This is a genomic window from Brevibacterium album DSM 18261, assembly GCF_000426445.1.
GTDB lineage: Bacteria > Actinomycetota > Actinomycetes > Actinomycetales > Brevibacteriaceae > Brevibacterium > Brevibacterium album.
Genome location: NZ_AUFJ01000011.1, coordinates 136969 through 154639, shown reverse-complemented (window position 1 = coordinate 154639; position 17671 = coordinate 136969). Strand labels below are relative to the sequence as shown.

Sequence of the window (17671 nt, the reverse complement as noted above, 5' to 3'; positions counted from 1 at the left end):
GAGCCGGACAGGGGGAGGGAGCCGGACAGGGAAGGGCCCGCACGCAGGGAGGGAGCCGGACGCAGGGAGGACTCGCACGCAGGTTCTGACCTGCGCGCACGCATAGATCATCATTGCGCGCGGAGTTGTGTCCGTGCCTCATTGTAAAGTCGCAGACAGATCAACAGTGATGTGGATCGGTGAGACGGATCGGGGTATTCCGACAGACAGGAGCCTTCCGACTGGCAGATCCGGATGACTGCATCACGACGAATGCATCCGACAGGTCTGTACAAGGACAGGTCCTCACAGAGAGGTGGGACTCATGGGCATCGGAACGGCCGGTGAGGAATGCGCCGCGGAAGCACCGCAGCGGCTGCGACCGCGGCGCGGGTCGCGCGCGCACCGGAAGTTCGCCGCCGCCCGCGAGCGAGCGGCATGCAGGCCCCTCAGCGTCGCTCCGGTCCCGGAGGCGCAGGAGGTCGAGCTCACGAACGGAATGGATCTCTGCGGCTACCTCGCCCGGGGAAGCGGCGGGCTCCTCGGCCCGCCGGAGGCCGGCACCACACCCCGCCTGCCGGTCTTCGCCCCTGCCCGCGAGGGTGACGCGGGGCGGGCTCCGAACGCCGATCTCGATGCCCTGGCGGCCTCGATCGAGGTCGAGCGCATCTCACGGGGTATGCAGACGACCGCACACGCGCTTGACCGGCTCACGGCAGTGCACCTCGTCACGGTGGCCGAGACCGCGCTGGCCGCACTCGCCCAGGACGAACCCGCTCTCCTCGACAGGCTGCTCACCGCGGACGGCGCCCTCTCGATCCGGGAGATCGCCTGCACGCGGGTGCCGCCGGAAGTCGTGCACGCTCTCATCGTGGATGCCGATCTCACCCGGACGCGCGCGAAGCGGGCGGTCGCCGATGCACTCACCGCCTATCTCGGCTTCACCCGCTGCCTCCACCATGTGCTGTGCGGGCGGATGAGCGCTGCGAAGCTCGATGCGCTCATCCGCCGGAGCACGGCCCTCCCGCTCGGCGATCTGCGCGGGCTCGACCGCGAGGTGGCACTGAGCGGAGAGCACTCGCGCCTCCTCGATGCCTCCGTGGAGACCTTCACCCGACAGGTGCAGAGGCTCATCGACCTCTGCGCCCCGCCCGTGGCCCGTGCGAAGACGATCCACGACGAGCGTCGCCTGAGCTTCGAGGCGCTGCCCAGCGGCATGGGCACTGTCCTGCTCGAAGGCTCCGTCACCACCCTCGCGCCCTGGGTGGCCCGCCTCGAGGCGACGGCCCGTGTGATCCGCGAACGCGGCGCCCGGGGGCTGATCCTCACCGATTCCGACGGCGAGGCGGTCGATGCCCGGAGGGTCGAGGTCGCCGACGAACGGACCCTCGATCAGCTCATGTTCGATCTCGCCGCACTCGCCGCCCCGGCCACGCACGTGTGCGCACGGGCAGCAGCGGGCAGGGCGGGCGCGAAGGAGGGCCATGCAGGAATCCAGGACAGCGCAGGGACCGAGGACAACACAGGGACCGAGGACAGCGCAGAAATACAGGGCAGCGCTGGAACACAGGGTCGTGCTGGAACACAGGGCCATGCAGGAATCCTCAACAGTACAGGCGTCGATGACGCAGCACGGGCAGGCCCTGTCGGCCTCGGGGAGCCCCAGCTCCTCACCGTCCGCTACCCCACCGAGGGCGAATGGCTCGCCCAGCAGGCAAGCGTCGCCGTGACGGTCCCGGTGCTCACCCTGCTCGATGGAGACTGCAGACTCCCCGGAGACCTGGCAGGCCTCTCCCCCGTCCCGGCCGAGATCGCCCGCCGCATCGTGTCGACGCAGTCGGTGCTCCATCGGCTCCTCACCGATGCCGCGGACGGGCGCGTGCTCGACGAGGTCGCACGGACCTATCGGGTGCCCGCGGGCATGCGACGCACCGTCGATGCCAAGCACCGTCAGTGCGCGGCGCCGGGCTGTACGCGGTCGGCCGCCCGCTGCGAGGCCGATCACATCGTGCCCTTCGACCACAGCAGCCCCGGCCGCGGCGGGCCGACCGAACCGCAGAACCTCCACAGCCTGTGCCGCCACTGCCATCGACTCAAGACGATGGGCATCCTCACGGTCACGGTGGACGCGGACGAACCTGGCGTGGAGCGCTGGAACCACCCCTACGGTCGTGAGGCACTCAGCCTCGCGGATGCGAACATCGCCGATGTCCTCGCCGCACGCGAACTCGCCGCGCTCCTGAACGAGTCCGATTCGTCGATCAGCTCAGCAGAGCACGGCGCTCCGGCAGAGCGGAACGGGGCAGCAGAACAGAGCAGCCCAGCCCTGATCGGGGTCGGCCAGCCCAGGCCCTCTCCACAGGAGGACGCACCTCCGCCGTTCTGATGATCTCGCCAGAGCTGCTCACACCGCGCCGTTCACCTGAGCCAGGGAGCCCCGCCTGTGCTCGGCCCCGCCCGCGCTCAGCCTGCCGACACCCTGCTTGCCGACACCCTGCTTGCCGACATCCAGCCCGCATCAGCCCCGCAGAACCATGCCGAGGCTGGGGTCCGTGGAGACGAAGCCCAGCTTCCGGTACAGGGGCTGTCCGGGCGGGTCGGCGATGAGCGTGATGTAGGGGTTCGCCGGTGCTCGCTCGGCGATCTGGGCGAGCAGCCACCGCATGACCCGCTCGCCGAGGCCCTGGCGCTGATACGCGGGCAGGGTGGCGATATCGGCGATGTGGAAGTACCAGCCGCCGTCGCCGATGATCCTGCCCATCGCCACGGCCCGCCCCGCCTCGTCACGGACATGGCAGAAGGCCCAGCTGGCGCCCACGGCCGCCCTCGCCTGCTCCTCGGACCGAGGTGTGAGGCCCGATTCGCTCCGCAGCGTCATGTAGTCCTGCCACGCAGGAGGCTCCTCCACGAGCCGGTACTCGGTCATGATCCCATCCTCTCAGCACCAGCGATCACCGCCCGCTCACAGCGGGCGGTACGAGTCGATGACATGGCGGACGACCGGCTCACCTGCGGCCGAGCGGCGCAGGGACACCGCCCGCACCGTCGCGCACACGGCGGCCGCGCGGCCGTAGTCGAAGGCGAGCAGCCGGCTGTGCGGCTCCTCCTCCGCGAGCAGGAGCCTGAGCGCATCGGGAGTCTGCGCCTCGACCTCGGCGAGGAACGCGGTGACCTCCCTGCGCTCGCCCTCGAGCCGCAGGGTGCGCACAGTGGGCGGCAGGCGCGTCGCGCGCCTGTCCTCGAGCACCGCGCGCGCATGGCCCACAGGATCGAAGGTCTGCAGGGTCCGCACGACGGTGGGGGTGTCGTCGAGCACGAGCGCCCGCCCGCCGGCCGAGGCCGCGCGCACGAGCGAGAGCGCCCGCAGCCGCCTGCTCACAGCGCGCTCGATGCCGTCGAGGCCCGGTCCCGGCCACAGCGTGTCGAGCAGCACGGCCGCGGCATAGCCGCCCTCGGCATAGGGCTCGGCCCCCGTCGTCGCGACGACGATCGAGCGCTCCCCCGGCACCTGCGCGAGGATCGACTCCCCCGCCGAGCGCAGCACGGGGAAGTCCCCGAACGCCCTCTCGAGCTCCTCGGCCGTCCGCTCCACGCCGCGGACCACGGCCCGCATCCGATCCGAACGGCACCGGGGGCAGGCGATCCGCTCCTCGTGCAGACCGCAGTGCGCGCACGCGAACGGGCCCTGGGGCCCGGCGGCCGCGAGATGCGCCTCGCACCGCGGGCACGCGAGCACATCCCCGCACCGCGCGCACGCGACGATCGGCAGATAGCCGGCCCGCGGCACCTGCACGAGCACCGGTCCCTCCGCGACCTCCCGCCGCGTGCGCCCCAGCGCATCGCGGATGACCTCGAACACCTCCCGCGGCATCCGCTCCTGCGCACTGTCCGCCCGCGGGATGAGCACGAGGGGCGCCCGCTCCCGCCGCTCAGCGCGGCCGTCCTCCAGCGAGGCCAGCCAGCCCGTCTCCGCGAGCCGCTGCACCTCCACCGTCCGGTCGCTGCCGAGCATGAGCAGGCCCGCTTCCGTGAGCCGCACGCGCAGCAGGCACACTTCCCGGACGTGCGGATACGGCGCACGCGGCTCCGCGTAGTGGTCGCTGCCGTCATCCGTGAGCACGATGAGTCCCAGATCCGGTACCGAGGCCAGCGCCGCCGCCCGCGTGCCGATCACGAGCCGCGCGGTGCCGGTGTGGGCGCGCACCCATGCCGACCAGCGCGCCTGCGGCCCCTGGTCCGCGGACAGCCGGACGGTCAGCGGCGCGAGCGGCCCCAGCCTTGCCGCCAGCGCGGAGAGCTCACGGTGGTCGGGCACGATCCAGAGCACCGCGCGTCCGGCCGCGATCGTCCGCGCCGCCGCCGCGAGACCCGCGGTGATCCAGCCGGTGCCGGGCTCCTCGCCCGGGGTGAGCGCCCAGGCCGCGCGGGGGCCGGCCGACTCCTCCAGCGCGGACAGGAAGTCCGCGAACACCGCACCCGCCCCCGCACCGGCAGGCGCGGGACCCGCCTCACCCGGCGCGGGAAAGGCCTGGGCGAGGTTCTCCGGAACGGCGGCGGGCTCGGCCGCCAGCGCCGATCTCTCGCCCGCCGCATGCCGCGGGGGCACCGCGAGCCGCAGGACATCGGGCACGGTGCCCGCCCAGCGATCGGCAACGGCCTCGGCGAGCGTCCGCACGGGCGGGGTGAGGACGGGCAGTTCGGAGACGACGCGCTCGATGGGGGCGAGCTCCCCCGCGTGCGCCGTCTCCGCGGTCCGCTCCAGCACGAAACCGGAGAGCAGCCGCCCGGAGAACCGCACGCGCACACGCACACCGGGACGCACCTGCGCGTCGAGCGTCGCGGGCACGCCGTAGTCGAAGGGACGCGCGAGATGCGGCACGGTCCCCTCGAGCAGCACCTGCGCCACCGGCAGCTCCCCGGCCGCCTCGGCACCGCCGCGCAGACGCACCCCGACGAACGCGGACAGACTCGCCTCGGACAGGCCCGCCCCGGGCAGGCCCTCCTCGTCGAACAGGCCCGGCGGCTCCGACGGCCGGGCCATATCAGCCTGCCAGCCGGGCGAGCTCCTCCGCACGGTCGGTGCGCTCCCAGGTGAAGCCCTCGCCCGAGCGGCCGAAGTGGCCGTACGCGGCCGTCTCCCGGTACACCGGGCGCAGCAGGTCGAGGTCCCGGATGATCGCGGCCGGGCGCAGGTTGAACACCTCGCGGACGGCGGCCGAGATCCGCTCGGGTGCGACCTTCTCCGTGCCGAAGGTCTCGACGTAGAGGCCCACGGGCTCGGCGACGCCGATCGCATACGCGACCTGCACCTCGGCCCGCTCCGCGAGCCCGGCCGCCACGATGTTCTTCGCCACCCACCGCATCGCATACGCCGCGGAGCGGTCCACCTTCGAGGGGTCCTTGCCGGAGAACGCACCGCCGCCGTGGCGGGCGTAACCGCCGTAGGTGTCGACGATGATCTTCCGGCCCGTGAGCCCGGCGTCGCCCATCGGCCCGCCCGTGATGAACGGACCCGCCGGGTTGATGAAGCAGCGCATGCCCTCGCGGTCGAGCTCGACGCCTGCGAGGACGGGATCGATGACGAGCTCGTGCAGCGCCTCGCGCAGCGCGCCCTGGTCGTTGCGGAACTGCAGGCCGTGCTGCGTGGAGACGACGACGGCCTCGATGCTGACGGCGCGCTCGCCGTCGTAGCCGATCGTCACCTGCGTCTTGCCGTCGGGCCGCAGATCGGCGAGCACGCCGCTCTTGCGGACCTCGGTGAGCCGCTCCGAGAGCCGGTGCGCGAGGTGGATCGGCAGGGGCATGAGCACATCCGTCGAGCTGTCCGCATAGCCGAACATGAGCCCCTGGTCCCCGGCGCCCAGCGCGGTCGAGGCATCCTCGACGTCCCCGCCGGTGCGGCGCTCATAGGAGGTCATGACCCCGGCGTGGATGTCGCTGGACTGCTCGCCCACGGACACGGACACACCGCACGAATGGCCGTCGAAGCCCTTGTCCGAGGAGTCGTAGCCGATGTCCGTGATCGTCTTCCGCACGATCCCGGCGATGTCCGCGTAGGCCTCCGTCCTGATCTCGCCCGCGACGTGCACGAGACCCGTCGTCACCATCGTCTCGACGGCGACCTTCGCGTTCGCGTCCTGGCGGATGAGCGAGTCGAGGACGGCATCCGAGATCTGGTCGCAGATCTTGTCCGGATGGCCTTCCGTCACGGACTCCGAGGTGAACTGGCGCAGAGGTGATGTGGTCACCGGGACATCCTAACGATTGCGTTCGGCCACGATCGCGGCCATGACTTCTTCCGACACCTCGCGCTTGGAGCCCGAAGCGGTGGCGACGGCCTGCGCGCGCCCGGCGGCGGGCCGGTAGACGGTGATCTCGTTGTCCTCGGTGCCGAACGCCCGAGCCTCCGAGACGTCGTTGAAGACGAGGAGGTCACAGCCCTTCCGCAGCAGCTTCTCCTGCGCATAGACCGCCGCAGGCTTCTCCGGCGAGCCGGTCTCGGCGGCGAAGCCCACGAGCGTCTGCCCGCTGCGGGACCGGCCCTCCGCGCGCGCGGCCACGAGGGCCGCGAGCACGTCCGGGTTCTCGACGAGCTCGATGCTCAGGCCCTGCCCGGACTTCTTCAGCTTGTGCTCGGCGGCGGCCGCGGGACGGTAGTCCGCGACCGCCGCGGCCATGATCATGACGTCCGCGTCCGAGGCAAGTCCCGCCATCGCGGCGAACAGCTCCTCGGTCGATTCGACCTCGTCCACCCGGACGCCCGCGGGCAGCCCGGCGAGCACCGCGGAGTCCACGTTCGCGCTCACGAGCACCACCTCGGCGCCGGCTTCTGCCGCGGCGGCGGCCAGTGCCGCTCCCTGCTTGCCCGAGGAGCGGTTGCCGAGGAAGCGGACCGGGTCGAGCCGCTCCCGCGTGCCTCCGGCCGAGACGGCGACGGTGAGGCCCGCGAGCGGTCCGGACGCATCCTTCCCGGCCGTGCGGGCCTCCGCCCCCGGCCCGGGTCCCTCGCCCGCAGCCGCGAGCGCATGCCCGATGATCGCCTCGGGCTCCGGGAGCCGGCCGGGGCCGGAATCGCTGCCCGTGAGGCGGCCGGAGTCCGGTTCGATGACCGTCCAGCCCCGCTCGCGCAGGACCGCGACGTTCTCGACGGTCGCCGGGTGCTCCCACATCTGCGTGTGCATCGCGGGAGCGGCGACGACCGGGCAGGTCGCGGTGAGGAGGGTGGCCGTGAGCATGTCGTCGGCGAGCCCGGCCCGGGCGCGAGCCAGCAGGTCCGCCGTCGCCGGTGCGAGCACGACGAGATCGGCCTCGTGGCCCACCCGCACGTGCTCGACCTCGTCGACGCGCTCGAACACATCGGCGGCGACCGGCTGCCCCGACAGGGCCTCCCATGTGGGGGCGCCCACGAAGCGGAGCGCGGCACGGGTGGGGACGACCCTCACCTCGTGTCCGCGCTCCCTGAGTCCCCGCAGGACGTGCGCCGCCTTGTACGCGGCGATCCCCCCGGAGACGCCGAGGACGATCCTCATTCCGCGTCTGCGGCCGGGGGCTGCTCGGTCTCCGCGTCCGCCTCCGCGGGCGCTGCGAGATCTCCGGCTGCGAGATCGGCGGCCGCGCTGTCCGCGCCGAAGCGCATCGCCGGACCGCCGAAGGCCTCGCCGAAGCCGAAGTCGTCGGTGTAGACCGGCTCCTCGACCGGGGCGAAGTCCGCCTCCGTGGCCTCGCGCATGACGATCTTGCCCTCGTGGATCTCGCGCAGCGCGATCGACAGCGGCTTCTCGTTGGGCTCGGGCGTCACGAGCGGGCCCACGTTCTCCAGCAGGCCCTCCTGCAGCTGCGCGTAGTAGGAGTTGATCTGACGGGCCCGGCGGGAGCTCTCGATGACGAGTTCGTACTTCGAGTCGGTGACCGCCAGCAGGTCGTCGATCGGCGGGTTGGTGATGCCCTCGGGGGTGTTGGTCACAGGTTCTCCATCTCGTCAGTGTTCAAGCCCATCAATCCTACTATCTCCCCGGCCGCCGCGCCCACCTCGGTGTTGACGACGGTCCTGTCGAACTCGGATTCGGCCGCGAGCTCGATCTTCGCGCTCGCAAGCCTGCGCTCCCGCTCCTCCTGCGTCTCCGTGCCGCGGCCCACCAGCCTGCGGACGAGCTCCTCCCAGCTGGGCGGGGCGAGGAAGACGAACAGCGCCTCGGGCATCGCCTCCCGCACCTGGCGCGCGCCCTGCAGATCGATCTCCAGCAGGGGGCTGCCCCCGCGGGCGATCTCGGCCTCGACCGCCGCCCGCGGCGTGCCGTAGCGGTGGCGGCCGTGGACGACGGCGTATTCGAGCAGGCTGCCGGAGGCGATGAGCTCATCGAACTCGGCATCGCTGAGGAAGTGGTAGTGCACCCCGTCGACCTCGCCCGGCCGCGGCGGCCTCGTCGTCGCGGAGACGGAGAACCAGACCTGGGGGAAGTGCTCGCGGATATAGGCGCTGACGGTGCCCTTGCCCACGGCCGTGGGGCCCGCCAGTACTGTCAGTCGTGTCATATGTCCTTGGTCTCTTCGGTCACTCGCCCGGGCCGGAGCCCGCGGCGAAGTGCTCCAGCAGTGCGGCGCGCTGATGCACCCCGAGACCCTTGATGCGACGGGAGGCCGCGATGCCGTAGGTCTCCATGAGAGCGGTCGCGCGCCGGTCCCCCACCCCGGGCAGAGACCGCAGCAGGTCGTGCACCTTCATCTTCTCGAGCGATTCGTCCGTCTCCGCGCGGTTCAGGACGTCTGCCAGTGTCGTGTCCCCGCTCTTGAGCTCCGCCTTGACCGCGGCACGCGCCTGTCTGGCGGCGAATGCCTTGTCGAGTGCGGCTTCTCTCTCCTGCGGGGTCAGCTCCGGAAGTGCCACGGCTGCGATCTCCTCGATAGGTGGGTGGGTGAGCGTGGAGCTATGCGGTTTGGCTCAGTCTAAGCCCAGCGCCCCCCGGAGTTCACCTGCCGTGCGCGAGATCGCGGCCGTGAGCGCCGCGAGCTCCGGTCCCGCACCACTGATCCCGCGCGAGCTGTTGACCGCCAGCCGTCCCTCCGCACCGGCGTCGCCGAACAGCGCGCGCAGCTCCTCGCCCCCGGCCCCCTGCGCCCCGTAGCCGGGCGTGAGGACGGGGCCGGCGAAGCCCGCGAGGTCGATCCCGAGGTCCTGCGCAGCGGATCCCACCGTCGCGCCCACGACGAGGCCCAGCCGCGGAGCCGGGCCCGCGAAGGCCGCACCTGCCGCCTCGGCGGCCATCGTCGCGGCGACCGAGGCGCCGCTCGCGGTCACCGCGTGCTGCACCTGCGGCCCGGAGGGGTTGGAGGTGAGCGCGAGCACGAAGGCGAGCCCGTCGTGCTCGTCCGCGGCGGCCACGACGGGCTCGAGGGAGCCGAAGCCCAGATAGGGCGAGACCGTCACGGCATCCGAGCGGAGCGGGGAGGCGGGGCTCAGCCACGCCTCGGCGTAGCCGGCCATCGTCGAGCCGATGTCCCCGCGCTTGGCATCGGCGATCGTGAACAGACCCGCCTCCCCCGCGGCCGCGAGCACCTCCTCGAGCACCGCGTAGCCGGCCGCGCCGAAGCGCTCGAACAGCGCGACCTGGGGCTTGAGCACCCCGCACGCGCCCGAGGCCGTCACGGCCTCGAGCAGGCGCAGGGAGAACTCGCGCGCCCCGGCGGCCGTGTCCGGCAGGCCCCAGGCGGCGAGCTCCCCCGCATGGGGGTCGATGCCCACGCACAGAGGGCTGGCCAGGAGCGCGGCGCGCAGCCGCTCGGGTGCCGTGGGCATCAGCCGGCCCAGGCCTGCAGGGAGCGGACCTCCGCCGGCCCGGAGGCCGTCGCCTCGATCGCCGAGACCGCCGCCGCGAACTCCGCGACGGTCGTGAGCAGCGGCACCGCGGAGGCGGTCGCGGCGGCCCTGATCTCGTAGCCGTCGGCGCGCTCCTCACGGCCGCCGGGCACGTTGACGACGAGCCCGAACCGCGCATCGGCGATGTCGTCGATGACGGTCCGCTCCCCCTCCGCCGCCTCGAAGTTCTTGCCGAGCGTCTGCACCTCGATGCCGTAGCGCGTGAGCACCGCGGCGGTGCCCGCGGTCGCGACGATCTCGAAGCCCCGGTCGGCGAGTTGCTTGACGGGGTTCACGAGTGCCCGCTTGTCCCGGTCCGCGACCGAGACGAACACCGCGCCCGAGGACGGCAGCGCGGTGCCGGCGCCGAGCATCGCCTTGCCGAAGGCGTGCGGGAAGGTCGGCGCGATGCCCATGACCTCGCCCGTCGAGCGCATCTCCGGCCCCAGCAGCGAGTCGACGGCTTTGCCGCCCACCGTCCGGAAGCGGCGGAAGGGCAGCACGGCCTCCTTCACCGCGATGGGGTGGGTCAGCGGCAGGCGCGAGCCGTCCCCGGACTCCGGCAGCACGTTCCCGCGCAGGTCCGCGATGGTGCGGCCCGCGGCCAGCAGGGCGGCGGCCTTCGCGAGCTGCGTGCCCGTCGCCTTCGAGACGAAGGGCACGGTCCGCGAGGCGCGGGGATTGGCCTCGATGACGTAGAGGACATCGGCGGAGACCGCGAACTGCATGTTGAGCAGCCCGCGCACGCCCGTGCCCTCGGCGATCCGGGCCGTGGCCAGGCGGACCCGCTCGAGGAGCGCCTCGCCCAGGGTGAGCGGGGGCAGGATGCACGCGGAGTCGCCGGAGTGGATGCCGGCCTCCTCGATGTGCTCCATGATGCCGCCGATGAAGGTCTCCTCGCCGTCGTAGAGCGCATCGACGTCGATCTCGATCGCATCCTCGAGGAAGCGGTCGACGAGGACGGGGCGGGTCGCGGAGATCTCCGTCGCCGTCGCCATGTAGCCGAGCAGCTGCTCGCGGTCGTAGACGATCTGCATGCCGCGGCCGCCGAGCACATACGAGGGGCGGACGAGCACGGGGTAGCCGATCCCCTCGGCGATCGCGACGGCCTCGTCCGAGGTGATCGCGGTGCCGTGCTGCGGGGACTGGAGGCCGGCCTCCTCGAGCACGACGCCGAACTCGCGGCGGTCCTCGGCGAGGTCGATGGCCTCGGGCTGGGTGCCGAGCACCGGCACGCCCGCGGCCTTGAGGTCCGCGGCCAGGCCCAGCGGCGTCTGCCCGCCCAGGGTGCAGACGACGCCGGCGACCGGACCGGCCGCGAGCTCGGCCTGGTAGACCTCGTAGACGTCCTCGAAGGTGAGCGGCTCGAAGTAGAGGCGGTCGGCGGTGTCGTAGTCCGTCGAGACGGTCTCCGGGTTGCAGTTGACCATGACGGTCTCGTAGCCGGCCTCCCGCAGCGCCATCGTGGCGTGGACGCAGGAGTAGTCGAACTCGATGCCCTGGCCGATCCGGTTGGGCCCCGAGCCCAGGATGAGGACGGCCTCGCGCTCGCGGCCGGCGACCTCGGACTCGTCCTCGTAGCTCGAGTAGTGGTACGGGGTCTTCGCCTCGAACTCGCCGGCGCACGTGTCCACCGTCTTGTACACGGGGTGGAGGCCGAGGGCGTGGCGGACGCCGCGCACCACGGGCTCGGACATGCCGCGCAGGCCGGCCACCTGCGCATCGGACAGGCCCGTCTCCTTCGCGAGCCGGAGCACCTCGGCCGTGAGCGCGGGAGCGGCGGCGACCGCATCCGCGACGTCCTGCAGCTCGAGGATCTGGTCGAGGTACCAGGGGTCGATCCACGAGGCCTCGAAGACCTCCTCGACGCTCATACCCGAGGCCAGCGCCAGGCGCACGCTGTGCAGGCGGTCGGCGGTGGGATGGGCCAGCTTCGCGGACAGCTCCTCGCGCACGCCGGGAGCCGCGAGGTCCACCCGGTGGGAGAAGTCGAACTCGCTGCCCGACTGCTCCAGCGAGCGCATCGCCTTGAGCAGTGCGGAGCCGAAGGTGCGGCCGAGCGCCATGACCTCGCCCACGCTCTTCATGGTGGTCGTGAGCGTGGGATCGGCGGCCGGGAACTTCTCGAAGGCGAAGCGCGGGATCTTCACGACGATGTAGTCGAGCGCGGGCTCGAAGGAGGCCGGCGTGACCTTCGTGATGTCGTTGGGGATCTCGTCGAGCGTGTAGCCCACGGCGAGCTTCGCCGCGATCTTCGCGATGGGGAAGCCCGTGGCCTTCGAGGCCAGCGCCGAGGAGCGGGACACGCGCGGGTTCATCTCGATGACGACGATGCGGCCGGTCTCCGGGTGCACGGCGTACTGGATGTTGCAGCCGCCGGTCTCGACGCCCACCTCGCGGATGACGTCGATGCCGATGTCGCGCATCCGCTGGTACTCGCGGTCCGTGAGCGTGAGGGCAGGGGCGACCGTGATCGAATCGCCCGTGTGCACGCCGACCGGATCGACGTTCTCGATCGAGCAGATCACCACGACGTTGTCGTTCTTGTCGCGCATGAGCTCGAGCTCGTACTCCTTCCACCCGAGGATCGACTCCTCGAGCAGCACCTCCGTGGTGATCGAGTCGTGGAGCCCGTCGCCGGCGATGCGGCGGAGGTCGGCCTCGTCATAGGCCATGCCCGAGCCGAGGCCGCCCATCGTGAACGAGGGCCGCACGACCATGGGGTAGCCGAGCTCATCGGCGCCCGCGAGGACCTCGTCCATCGTGTGGCAGATGACGGACCGCGCGACCTCGCCGCCCACCCGCTCCACGACGTCCTTGAACTTCTGGCGGTCCTCGCCGCGCTGGATCGCCTCGACATCGGCGCCGATCATCTCGACGCCGTACTTCTCGAGGACGCCGGCGTCGTGCAGGGCGATGGCGGCGTTGAGCGCCGTCTGCCCGCCGAGGGTCGGCAGCACCGCGTCCGGGCGCTCCTTCGCGATGATCGACTCGATGACCTCGGGCGAGATCGGCTCGACGTAGGTCGCATCCGCGATCTCGGGGTCGGTCATGATCGTGGCGGGGTTCGAGTTCACGAGGATGACCCGCAGGCCCTCGCGGCGCAGCACGCGGCAGGCCTGCGTACCCGAGTAGTCGAACTCGCAGGCCTGACCGATCACGATGGGACCGGAGCCGATGACGAGGACGGATTTCAGATCGTCTCTGATTGGCACGTGTGTACTCCTTGGGTGCGGCTCAGGCGGAGGCGGGGGCGGAGGAGGAGCTGGCGGCGAGCAGCTGCGCGAAGCGGTCGAAGAGGCTGCGCGAGTCGTGCGGGCCGGCGGCGGACTCCGGGTGGAACTGGACGGAGAAGGCGGGCACGTCGAGGCAGCGGAGCCCCTCGACGACCTGGTCGTTGAGACCGATGTGGCTGACCTCGACCCGGCCGAGGCCGCCCGCCGGCGCCTCGACGGCCTCCCCGATGGGCGCGTCGACGGCGAAGCCGTGGTTCTGGCAGGTGATCTCGACCCGGCCGCTCGCGACGTCGAGCACCGGCTGGTTGGCGCCGCGGTGGCCGAACACGAGCTTGTAGGTGCCGAAGCCGAGCGCGCGCCCGAGCAGCTGGTTGCCGAAGCAGATGCCGAAGAACGGGATGCGGGCGGCGAGCACCTGGCGGAGGACGTCCACCTGATGGTCGGCGGTCGCGGGATCGCCGGGGCCGTTGGAGAAGAACACGCCGTCGGGCGCGAGCCGCTGCACCTCCTCGAAGGTCGTGTCCGCGGGCACGATGCGGACCTCGATGCCGCGCTCGGCCAGCTGGGCCGGCGTCGCGGCCTTGATGCCGAGGTCGAAGGCGACGACGGTGAAGCGCTTCTCGCCGACGGCGGGCACGGTGTAGGCCTCCCGCGTCGTGACGGTGTCGGTGAGCGAGCGGCCGGCCATCGCCGGAGCCTCGCGCACGGCGGCGAGCATCTCCGCCTCGCCGAGCCCGGCCGCGGAGCCGGAGAAGATGCCCGCGCGCATCGCGCCCCGGTCGCGGAGGTGGCGGGTGAGCGCACGGGTGTCGATGCCTGAGATGCCGACGATCCCCCTGGCGATGAGGCGGTCCTCGAGGCTCTCCGTGGCCCGCCAGTTGGAGACGCGGCGGGAGGCCCGCGAGACGGCGTAGCCCGCGACCCAGTAGTCCGCCGATTCGTCGTCCTCGTCGTTGACCCCGGTGTTGCCGATGTGCGGTGCGGTCTGCACCACGATCTGGCCCGCATAGGAGGGGTCGGTGAGGGTCTCCTGGTAGCCGGTCATCCCGGTCGTGAAGACGATCTCGCCCAGGGTCCTGCCCAGCGCCCCGTAGGCGCGACCGCGGAACACCCGGCCGTCCTCGAGGACGAGGGCCGCAGGGCTGCGGTCGAACTGTGACTGTCTGATCTGCGGCTGGTCCATGTCAGCGCTCCTCCTGGTGCAGGCGGCGGATGGTCTCGATGAGTGGTGTGCGGAGGGCGGCGGCGCGCGTGCGGAAGCCGGTCTCCACCTCGGTGTCCCCGAGGCGCCAGCCCACGATGACGAGGCCGGCGGGCTCGACGAACTTCCCGATCATCCCCTGGCCGGCGCGCACGCCGGTGATCGCCTCCCAGGGGAGCAGGAGGTCGCGGGTGCCGGAGCGCTCGATGACGAGGCCGGCGGCCGTCGCGACGACGAGGGCCTGCGTCCGCAGCCCGAGGCCGTGCGCGGCGATCCGGTCGTAGGGATCGCCGGCCGTGGTCGTCGCGACGTACATACCCTCGACGGGTGCGGCGAGGACCTCGGAGCCCTCGACGGGGGCGGGCGGGGCGGGCAGCCCCTGCTGCGCACGGCTGCGCCGGCGCCAGCCCCACCACATCCCGGCGAAGACGAGGCCGGCCACGCCCAGCAGGACGAGGGTGGGGATCAGACGCTCCATGCGGCGGCCCCGGATTCCGGGCGCGGTGCGGCCAGCGCGCCCTCGGCCAGGACGCGCCGGCCGTAGAGGAAGGTGTCGGTGATCCGCGCGTGCAGGGTCGTGCCGCCGAAGGGATTGTTCCGGCCCTTCGTCAGGTGCGCGGCCGGCTCCACCGTGTGCGGGGCGTCGGGATCGAGCAGGACGAGGTTGGCGGGCGCCCCGACCGCGAGCGAACCATGTGCGGAGAGGCCCGTGATCTCCGCCGGCCGGGTGCTCATGACGCGGGCGAGGTCCGCGAAGGAGAACTCCGTGTCCCTCATCGCCTCGAGGACGACCGCGGCCGCGGTCTCCATGCCGACCATGCCCATCGCCGCCGCAGTCCACTCCGCGCACTTGTGCTCGGCCGGATGCGGGGCGTGGTCCGTGCCGATGACGTCGATCGTCCCGTCGAGCAGGCCCGCACGCAGGGCCTCGACGTCCTCGGCCCGCCGCAGCGGGGGGTTCACCTTGAAGACCGGGTCGAAGGAGCGCACCCGCTCGTCCGTGAGCACGAGGTGGTGCGGGGTGACCTCGGCGGTGACCCTGATGCCGCGGGACTTGGCCCAGCGGATGAGGTCGACGCTGCCGGCCGTCGAGACGTGGCAGACGTGCAGCCGCGAGCCCACGTGCTCGGCCAGGAGCACATCGCGGGCGATGATCGACTCCTCGGCGACCGCGGGCCAGCCGGGGAGGCCGAGCTCCGCGCTCACGGCGCCCTCGTTCATCTGCGCGCCCTCGGTGAGGCGGGGCTCCTGGGCGTGCTGGGCGATGATGCCGTCGAAGGACTTCACGTACTCGAGCGCCCTGCGCATGACGAGCGGATCGTGCACGCAGTGGCCGTCGTCGGAGAACACCCGCACCGCCGCCTGCGAATCGGCCATCGCGCCGAGTTCGGCCAGCTGGCTGCCCGCCAGGCCCACCGTCACGGCGCCCACGGGCCGGACCTCGGTGTAGCCGGCGGCCAGACCCAGCCGGAAGACCTGCTCGACGACGCCGGCGGTGTCCGCCACGGGCGAGGTGTTGGCCATCGCATGGACGGCGGTGAACCCTCCGGCCGCCGCCGACTGCGAGCCGGTGAGCACCGTCTCGGCGTCCTCGCGGCCGGGCTCGCGCAGGTGCGTGTGCATGTCCACGAAGCCGGGCAGTGCGATGAGGCCCGCCGCGTCGACCACGGCGTCCGGGGTCCCGAGCGCGGCGGGTTCGACGATGCGGCCTGCGGCCACTGCGACGTCCCCCGTGGTCCCGTCGGGCAGCTGTGCGCCCCTGATGAGGGTCGTGTCTCTCACGCTTCTCCTTCCGTGCCGCTGCCGGCGGCGGTCTGTGCGGTCAGCAGGCGGTAGAGGACGGCCATGCGCACGCTCACTCCGTTGGCGACCTGGTCGAGGACGACGGCGCGCGGGGAGTCTGCGGCGGCCGCGCTGATCTCGAAGCCGCGGTTCATGGGGCCGGGGTGCATGATGGCGCACTCCGGGCCGAGGGCGGCCGCCCGGGCGTCCGTCATGCCCCAGCGCCTGGCGTACTCGCGCTCGGTCGGGAAGAACGCCGCGTGCATCCGCTCGGCCTGGACGCGCAGCATCATGACGGCGTCGAAGTCGTGCTCGGCCAGCGCCTCGTCGAAATCGTAGGCGACCTCGCAGTCCCAGCTGCCCACGCCCACCGGGAGCAGGGTGGGCGGGGCGATGAGCACGACCCGTGCGCCCAGAGTCGTGAGCAGGTGGACGTTGGAGCGGGCCACCCGCGAGTGCAGGACGTCGCCGACGATCGCGACCCTCGCCCCGTCGAGGCCGGCGCCCTCCGTGCCCGTCGCAGCGCCCGAGGCCGGCTTCCCGTTCAGCACGCGGCGCAGCGTGAAGGCGTCGAGCAGGGCCTGGGTGGGGTGCTCGTGGGTCCCGTCGCCCGCATTGACGACGGGGGCGTCGATCCAGCCGGCCGAGGCCAGCCGGTGCGGGGCGCCGGAGCCGGCATGGCGGATGACGACGCCGTCGGCGCCCATCGCCGAGAGCGTCTGCGCCGTGTCCTGCAGGCTCTCGCCCTTGGACACCGAGGAGCCCTTCGCCGCGAAGTTGATGACATCGGCCGAGAGCCGCTTGGCGGCGGCCTCGAAGGAGATGCGGGTGCGCGTCGAGTCCTCGAAGAACAGGTTGACGACGGTGAGTCCCCGCAGCACGGGCAGTTTCTTGACCTCGCGGGCGGTTGCCCGGCTCATCTCCTCGGCGACGTCGAGGAGGTCGATCGCCTCGGCCCGGCTGAGGTCCGCGGTGGACAGCAGGTGCTTCATGCGCCCTCCTCCCCCGGCTCCGCCGCGCCGGAGATGACGACGGCGTCAGTGCCGTCGGTCTCGCTCAGCTGCACGCCCACGCGCTCGTCGAGGGCGCTCGGGAGGTTCTTGCCCACATGGTCGGCGCGGATGGGCAGCCGCCGGTGGCCCCGGTCGACGAGGACGGCGAGCCGCACCGCCGCCGGCCGGCCGAGGCCGGAGAGCGCATCGAGCGCGGCCCGGACGCTGCGGCCGGAGAAGAGGACGTCGTCGACGAGGACGACGGTCCGGCCGTCGACGGTGCCGCCGGGGATCTCGGTGCGGCCGGCCGCACGCAGCGGCCCGGTGCGCAGATCGTCCCGGTGCAGGGTGATGTCGAGGCTGCCGGCGAGGGCATCCGCGTCGCAGCCCGGTTCGATCCGGGCGATGAGCGCGGCGAGGCGGGCCGCGAGCGGGACGCCCCGGGTGGGGATGCCGAGCAGGAGGAGGCCCTCGGCCCCCTTGTTCGCCTCGAGCACCTCGTGGGCGATGCGGGTGAGCGCTCGTGAGATCTCCGCCTCATCGAGCACAGTGCGCTGTCTCATGGTGGTCCTTCCCCGTCTCTCCGGACGGCGTTAAAGGAGTGTCAGGCGTAGCGGATTCGATTGTA

General features: G+C 72.3%; 14 protein-coding genes and 1 pseudogene. 1 reads left to right on the top strand and 14 read right to left on the bottom strand.

Going from position 1 to position 17671, the window contains the following annotated elements; genetic code table 11:
- The first annotated feature begins 304 nt into the window (after positions 1 to 304).
- Positions 305 to 2365, top strand: a complete 2061-nt coding sequence (locus K318_RS23635; protein ID WP_029089107.1) for an HNH endonuclease signature motif containing protein — start codon at positions 305 to 307, stop codon at positions 2363 to 2365.
- A 132-nt stretch (positions 2366 to 2497) separates the two neighbouring features.
- Here the strand turns inward: K318_RS23635 and K318_RS0108005 are convergent, their stop codons facing one another.
- From K318_RS0108005 to pyrR, 14 genes and pseudogenes are all read right to left on the bottom strand, one after another.
- Positions 2498 to 2905, bottom strand: a complete 408-nt coding sequence (locus K318_RS0108005; protein ID WP_029089106.1) for a GNAT family N-acetyltransferase — start codon at positions 2903 to 2905, stop codon at positions 2498 to 2500.
- Positions 2906 to 2941: 36 nt separating this feature from the next.
- Positions 2942 to 5020, bottom strand: coding sequence for a primosomal protein N' family DNA-binding protein (locus K318_RS20300; RefSeq protein WP_051297704.1), 2079 nt, complete (start codon positions 5018 to 5020; stop codon positions 2942 to 2944).
- Between the two features lies 1 nt (position 5021).
- Entirely contained in the window at positions 5022 to 6227 is a 1206-nt protein-coding gene (gene metK, locus K318_RS0107995; protein ID WP_029089105.1) for a methionine adenosyltransferase, read from the bottom strand.
- Positions 6228 to 6236: 9 nt separating this feature from the next.
- On the bottom strand, positions 6237 to 7508 hold the full coding sequence (coaBC, locus tag K318_RS0107990; protein WP_029089104.1) for a bifunctional phosphopantothenoylcysteine decarboxylase/phosphopantothenate--cysteine ligase CoaBC: 1272 nt from the start codon (positions 7506 to 7508) through the stop codon (positions 6237 to 6239).
- 155 nt (positions 7509 to 7663) lie between these two features.
- Positions 7664 to 7942 (bottom strand): annotated as a pseudogene (rpoZ, locus tag K318_RS25885) (DNA-directed RNA polymerase subunit omega); the annotation flags it as partial.
- Entirely contained in the window at positions 7939 to 8511 is a 573-nt protein-coding gene (gene gmk / locus K318_RS0107980) for a guanylate kinase (protein ID WP_029089103.1), read from the bottom strand. The gene gmk and the pseudogene rpoZ, both read right to left, overlap by 4 nt.
- 19 nt (positions 8512 to 8530) lie before the next feature.
- A complete protein-coding gene (mihF, locus tag K318_RS0107975) occupies positions 8531 to 8863 on the bottom strand; it encodes an integration host factor, actinobacterial type (protein WP_029089102.1) in 333 nt (110 codons plus the stop codon).
- Positions 8864 to 8917: 54 nt separating this feature from the next.
- On the bottom strand, positions 8918 to 9772 hold the full coding sequence (gene pyrF / locus K318_RS0107970) for an orotidine-5'-phosphate decarboxylase (protein ID WP_029089101.1): 855 nt from the start codon (positions 9770 to 9772) through the stop codon (positions 8918 to 8920).
- Positions 9772 to 13047: a carbamoyl-phosphate synthase large subunit gene (carB, locus tag K318_RS0107965; protein ID WP_029089100.1), complete on the bottom strand. Its 3276-nt coding sequence runs from the start codon at positions 13045 to 13047 to the stop codon at positions 9772 to 9774. Before carB ends, pyrF begins: the two co-directional genes overlap by 1 nt.
- A 22-nt stretch (positions 13048 to 13069) precedes the next feature.
- Positions 13070 to 14251 carry a glutamine-hydrolyzing carbamoyl-phosphate synthase small subunit gene (gene carA / locus K318_RS0107960; RefSeq protein ID WP_051297703.1) on the bottom strand — a complete coding sequence of 394 codons (1182 nt, stop codon included), beginning with the start codon at positions 14249 to 14251 and terminating at the stop codon, positions 13070 to 13072.
- 1 nt (position 14252) lies between these two features.
- The gene (locus tag K318_RS0107955) at positions 14253 to 14747 is read right to left on the bottom strand and encodes a PH-like domain-containing protein (RefSeq protein ID WP_029089098.1); all 495 of its coding nucleotides are present in this window, start codon (positions 14745 to 14747) and stop codon (positions 14253 to 14255) included.
- Positions 14735 to 16051: a dihydroorotase gene (locus K318_RS0107950; RefSeq protein ID WP_029089097.1), complete on the bottom strand. Its 1317-nt coding sequence runs from the start codon at positions 16049 to 16051 to the stop codon at positions 14735 to 14737. The genes K318_RS0107955 and K318_RS0107950 overlap by 13 nt, the downstream gene beginning before the upstream one ends.
- Entirely contained in the window at positions 16048 to 17043 is a 996-nt protein-coding gene (locus tag K318_RS0107945; RefSeq protein ID WP_029089096.1) for an aspartate carbamoyltransferase catalytic subunit, read from the bottom strand. Before K318_RS0107945 ends, K318_RS0107950 begins: the two co-directional genes overlap by 4 nt.
- Positions 17040 to 17606 (bottom strand): bifunctional pyr operon transcriptional regulator/uracil phosphoribosyltransferase PyrR, encoded by a 567-nt coding sequence (gene pyrR, locus K318_RS0107940; protein ID WP_029089095.1) that lies wholly within the window; start codon positions 17604 to 17606, stop codon positions 17040 to 17042. Before pyrR ends, K318_RS0107945 begins: the two co-directional genes overlap by 4 nt.
- Positions 17607 to 17671 lie beyond the last annotated feature (65 nt).

Bases quoted from the DNA above. Each gene is read 5' to 3' on its own strand.
- gmk (WP_029089103.1), bottom strand. From the start codon at position 8,511: ATGACACGACTGACAGTACTGGCGGGCCCCACGGCCGTGGGCAAGGGC.
- K318_RS20300 (WP_051297704.1), bottom strand. From the start codon at position 5,020: ATGGCCCGGCCGTCGGAGCCGCCGGGCCTGTTCGACGAGGAGGGCCTG.
- K318_RS23635 (WP_029089107.1), top strand. From the start codon at position 305: ATGGGCATCGGAACGGCCGGTGAGGAATGCGCCGCGGAAGCACCGCAG.
- K318_RS0107945 (WP_029089096.1), bottom strand. From the start codon at position 17,043: ATGAAGCACCTGCTGTCCACCGCGGACCTCAGCCGGGCCGAGGCGATC.
- K318_RS0107955 (WP_029089098.1), bottom strand. From the start codon at position 14,747: ATGGAGCGTCTGATCCCCACCCTCGTCCTGCTGGGCGTGGCCGGCCTC.
- pyrR (WP_029089095.1), bottom strand. From the start codon at position 17,606: ATGAGACAGCGCACTGTGCTCGATGAGGCGGAGATCTCACGAGCGCTC.
- carA (WP_051297703.1), bottom strand. From the start codon at position 14,251: ATGGACCAGCCGCAGATCAGACAGTCACAGTTCGACCGCAGCCCTGCG.
- pyrF (WP_029089101.1), bottom strand. From the start codon at position 9,772: ATGCCCACGGCACCCGAGCGGCTGCGCGCCGCGCTCCTGGCCAGCCCT.
- coaBC (WP_029089104.1), bottom strand. From the start codon at position 7,508: ATGAGGATCGTCCTCGGCGTCTCCGGGGGGATCGCCGCGTACAAGGCG.
- K318_RS0108005 (WP_029089106.1), bottom strand. From the start codon at position 2,905: ATGACCGAGTACCGGCTCGTGGAGGAGCCTCCTGCGTGGCAGGACTAC.